Origin of the sequence: Vibrio sp. 10N.222.46.A1, from assembly GCF_041473595.1 — a bacterium.
GTDB classification, from domain to species: Bacteria; Pseudomonadota; Gammaproteobacteria; order Enterobacterales; family Vibrionaceae; genus Vibrio; species Vibrio tasmaniensis_A.
In genome coordinates this window covers 1-4,050 of record NZ_JBFRSN010000261.1, presented here as the reverse complement: position 1 = coordinate 4,050, position 4,050 = coordinate 1, and the positions used below count along the sequence as shown (strand labels likewise).

The window sequence follows — 4,050 nt, the reverse complement described above, 5'->3', positions numbered from 1 at the left end:
TTATCAAGTTCAACCAAATCGGTTCTCTAACAGAGACTCTAGCTGCTATCAAGATGGCTAAAGACGCTGGCTACACTGCAGTAATCTCTCACCGTTCTGGCGAAACTGAAGATGCAACTATCGCTGATCTAGCGGTAGGTACAGCTGCAGGTCAAATCAAAACTGGTTCTATGAGCCGTTCTGACCGTGTTGCTAAGTACAACCAACTTATCCGTATCGAAGAAGCTCTAGGTTCTAAAGCTCCTTACAACGGTCTTAAAGAAGTTAAAGGTCAATAATTCCTAGCGAATTATTAATCTAAGCTTTTTAAATGCCTCGCTTATGCGGGGCATTTTTTTGTCTGTAGAAAATGACGGGAAGAAGCTCTAGGTTCTAAAGCTCCTCCTCGTTACATCTAAAGTTCGTCATTCCCTAGACTGACGAAGGAAGGAGTCGGGAATCTCATTGTTACCATACTTATCCCGACAATAATTCTCCGACTTATTGATTCCCTAACACCACATATCTCGCACCAATAAGCTCATTATGGTATATATGTGCCTTATTCTAGTTCCTTCTTTTTCAACCGGCGAAAGGTGTTATGCGAATTTTTGCTTTAGTACTGCTCATAGTGTTTGGCTGGCTACAACACACACTGTGGCTCGGTAAAAATGGTATTTCTGATTACTACGGTGTGAACAACGAAATCCAAGTTCAACAGCAAGTAAACGAAAAGCTCCATCTTCGTAACGCAGAGATGTTTGCGGAAATCGATGATCTACGCCAAGGCTTAGACGCGATAGAAGAGCGCGCACGTCATGAGCTTGGAATGGTAAAAGAAGGCGAAACGTTTTTCCGCATCATTGGTGAGGAACCCCATTAATGTCGACTCAACTTCAAAGTGTGATTGCCGTTGTACCTGCAGCGGGCGTCGGTAGCCGAATGAAAGCAGACCGCCCTAAGCAATATCTTAAGATTAACGGCAAAACGATTTTAGAGCACACCATTGAGAAATTACTGTCTCATCCACAAGTCTCTCAAATTGTCGTTGCGATCAGCGATGATGACCCCTATTACCCGGAGTTAGCACTCAACCAGAATCCAAAAGTGGTCAGAGTGTCTGGCGGAAGCGAACGAGCGGACTCGGTACTCTCTGCGCTAAACTGTATCGCTGAGCAGCAGCTTAGCGATTGGGTAATGGTTCACGATGCGGCAAGGCCTTGTGTTCAACTCAGTGATATCGACAAGCTAATTTCCGGCGCGATGAGCCATGATGTAGGGGCTATTTTAGCGGCGCCAGTTCGTGACACGATGAAGCGAGGTGCCCAAGGGCAGATCGAACATACCGTTGAGCGAGCCGATCTATGGCATGCACTTACGCCGCAAATGTTCAGAGCAAAGCCTCTGTGGAATGCATTAAGCGAGGCGTTGCAACAAGGCGTTTCGATTACCGATGAAGCCTCAGCCTTTGAATGGAAAGGTTTATCGCCCGCTTTAGTGGCAGGGCGCTCAGATAATTTTAAGATTACTCAGCCTGAAGATTTAGCACTTGCTGAGTTCTATTTAAGTCAGAATAAGGAATAATGATGATTCGTATTGGCCATGGCTTTGATGTACATAAGTTTGGTGGTGAAGGTCCGGTAATTATAGGTGGCGTTAGAGTCCCTTATGAGCAGGGTCTTATCGCACACTCCGATGGTGATGTTGCCCTTCATGCGTTGTGTGACGCTTTATTAGGTGCGATTGCTGCCGGTGATATTGGTCGTCATTTCCCCGATACTGATGATGAGTGGAAAGGCGCGGATAGCCGTGAACTGCTAAAAGATGTTTATCGTCGAGTAAAAGAACAAGGCTACGTGATTGGTAATGCCGATATTACTATCATGGCGCAAGCTCCAAAGATGGCGCCTCATATAGACTCTATGTGCCACGCTATCGCACAAGATTTAGAAACCAGCATTAGCAATGTGAATGTAAAAGCGACGACCACTGAGCGTTTAGGTTTTACAGGTCGCAAAGAGGGCATCGCATGTGAAGCGGTGGTCCTAATTACTAAAAGTGCGTAAGCACCAACACGAAAAGAACAGCATGTCAGATATTTTATCTTCATTGGCTTATCTAAACGGTAAACCAACTGCGAAAGCAAAACTAAAAGCAAAAGCCGAACACTTTGTCGTTAATGAAGACTTAGGTTTTGAGTTCACTGGTGAAGGCGAACACCTTATGGTGCGCATTCGTAAAACGGGTGAGAACACGAGCTTTGTAGCAAACGAGCTGGCTAAAGCGTGTGGTGTTAAGTCGAAAGACGTGAGTTGGGCTGGTTTGAAGGACCGTCATGCTGTGACAGAACAGTGGTTGAGCGTGCATCTACCAAAAGGTGAACCTGACTTTTCTGCTTTTCTTGCACAATACCCAAGTATTGAGATCTTGGCGACAGCACGCCACAACAAAAAGTTACGTCCAGGCGATTTAGTTGGCAACCAATTCGAGCTAACTTTGTCTGAAGTAACGGACTGCGATGATGTAGTCAAACGTTTGGAAAAAGTCGCTCAAGTGGGCGTGCCAAATTACTTTGGTGCTCAGAGGTTTGGCAATGAAGGTAACAACTTATCTGAAGCTCGTCGTTGGGGGCGTGAAAACGTTCGTACACGTAATCAAAATAAGCGCAGCTTGTACCTCTCTGCAGCTCGTTCTTGGATCTACAACTTAATTCTTTCTGACCGTATTGAGCACGATGCGTTTGCTTCGGCATTGGTCGGCGATATTGTAGTTAAAAACGATGCTCAACTTGCTGTGACAGCCGCTAATATCGAAGCTGTAAACCAAGATATCGCCAATGGTTCTGCGTTTATTACCGTTGCTTTAGCTGGAGATAATGCGTTACCGACGACGGATGCGTCTCAAGCTCTAGAGCAGAAACACCTTGATGCTGAACCGGATCTAATGGCGCTTATTTGTGGCAACCGTATGCGCCATGATCGCCGTGAAGCCTCGTTGAAGCCGATGGGTTTAGTGTGGGAAGTAAACGAAGACAATGTCACTCTTAAATTCTCTCTGGACGCAGGCTGCTTCGCAACCGCTATCGTTCGTGAGCTAGTTGAAGAAGTACACGTAGAAAGAACCTACGAGCAATAATGATTCTGCTTGGGTCTAAGTCACTTTATATTGATATTTAAGTGACTTTATATCGGTATTTAAGTGACTTGGCATTGGTACAAAAGAAAGGATACAAGATGAAGATTTTACTCAGCAACGATGATGGTGTGCATGCTCAAGGTATTCATGAGCTGGCAAATGAATTACGTGATCTTGCTGAAGTTATCATTGTGGCACCTGACCGTAATCGCTCTGGTGCTTCAAATTCATTAACTTTGGAACAGCCTTTGCGTGTTCAAGAGATTGCTAGAAATACCTATTCGGTACAAGGAACACCGACCGACTGTGTACATTTCGCATTGAACGAACTCCTAAAGAGTGACATGCCTGATCTGGTTTTAACGGGTATTAATCACGGAGCTAACCTTGGTGATGACGTGCTTTATTCAGGTACAGTCGCAGCAGCAATGGAAGGCCACTTTTTAGGTGTTCAATCGGTGGCATTTTCTCTGGTTGGAAAACAACATTTTAAGACAGCGGCAGCGGTTGCTCGCCGTATTGTCGAACAACATTTAGCAAACCCAATCCCGACCAATCGCCTGTTAAACGTGAACGTCCCTGACTTAGCATTAGAACAAATATCGGGTACTCAGGTGACACGTCTAGGTGCTCGTCACCATGCTGAAGATATGATTAAGCAGAAAGACCCACGTGGTCATGATATCTATTGGCTTGGCCCTCCTGGTAAGGAGCAAGATGCTGGTGAGGGTACCGATTTTTACGCCATTGAACATGGTTTTGTGTCGGTAACACCACTACAAGTTGATCTGACGGCACATGAGTCGTTGGGTGCGATGACTACATGGTTAGGGGATAAATAAGTGAGTAATCCACAAGCTGAGCGCTTAGTTACTTTTCTGATAGAAAATGGTATTCAGGATCAAAAGGTTCTTGATGCTATTTACTTACTACCGA

Annotated in this window: 5 protein-coding genes and 2 pseudogenes; all 7 read left to right on the top strand. The window is 45.1% G+C overall.

Features of this window, described 5'->3' with window-relative positions; translation table 11 throughout:
- Window positions 1-278, top strand: a pseudogene (gene eno / locus AB4496_RS09055) (phosphopyruvate hydratase); the annotation flags it as partial.
- A 302-nt stretch (window positions 279-580) separates the two neighbouring features.
- The gene (gene ftsB / locus AB4496_RS09050; protein WP_009847643.1) at window positions 581-862 is read left to right on the top strand and encodes a cell division protein FtsB; all 282 of its coding nucleotides are present in this window, start codon (window positions 581-583) and stop codon (window positions 860-862) included.
- Window positions 862-1,563, top strand: a complete 702-nt coding sequence (gene ispD, locus AB4496_RS09045) for a 2-C-methyl-D-erythritol 4-phosphate cytidylyltransferase (RefSeq protein ID WP_009847642.1) — start codon at window positions 862-864, stop codon at window positions 1,561-1,563. Before ftsB ends, ispD begins: the two co-directional genes overlap by 1 nt.
- 2 nt (window positions 1,564-1,565) lie before the next feature.
- The gene (gene ispF / locus AB4496_RS09040; protein ID WP_029223073.1) at window positions 1,566-2,045 is read left to right on the top strand and encodes a 2-C-methyl-D-erythritol 2,4-cyclodiphosphate synthase; all 480 of its coding nucleotides are present in this window, start codon (window positions 1,566-1,568) and stop codon (window positions 2,043-2,045) included.
- A 22-nt stretch (window positions 2,046-2,067) separates the two neighbouring features.
- A complete protein-coding gene (truD, locus tag AB4496_RS09035; protein WP_029223074.1) occupies window positions 2,068-3,114 on the top strand; it encodes a tRNA pseudouridine(13) synthase TruD in 1,047 nt (348 codons plus the stop codon).
- Window positions 3,115-3,212: 98 nt separating this feature from the next.
- Window positions 3,213-3,956, top strand: a complete 744-nt coding sequence (gene surE / locus AB4496_RS09030; protein ID WP_009847639.1) for a 5'/3'-nucleotidase SurE — start codon at window positions 3,213-3,215, stop codon at window positions 3,954-3,956.
- Window positions 3,957-4,050: pseudogene (locus tag AB4496_RS09025) on the top strand (protein-L-isoaspartate O-methyltransferase); the annotation flags it as partial.

Bases quoted from the DNA above. Each gene is read 5' to 3' on its own strand.
- ftsB (WP_009847643.1), top strand. From the start codon at position 581: ATGCGAATTTTTGCTTTAGTACTGCTCATAGTGTTTGGCTGGCTACAA.
- ispD (WP_009847642.1), top strand. From the start codon at position 862: ATGTCGACTCAACTTCAAAGTGTGATTGCCGTTGTACCTGCAGCGGGC.
- ispF (WP_029223073.1), top strand. From the start codon at position 1,566: ATGATTCGTATTGGCCATGGCTTTGATGTACATAAGTTTGGTGGTGAA.
- truD (WP_029223074.1), top strand. From the start codon at position 2,068: ATGTCAGATATTTTATCTTCATTGGCTTATCTAAACGGTAAACCAACT.
- surE (WP_009847639.1), top strand. From the start codon at position 3,213: ATGAAGATTTTACTCAGCAACGATGATGGTGTGCATGCTCAAGGTATT.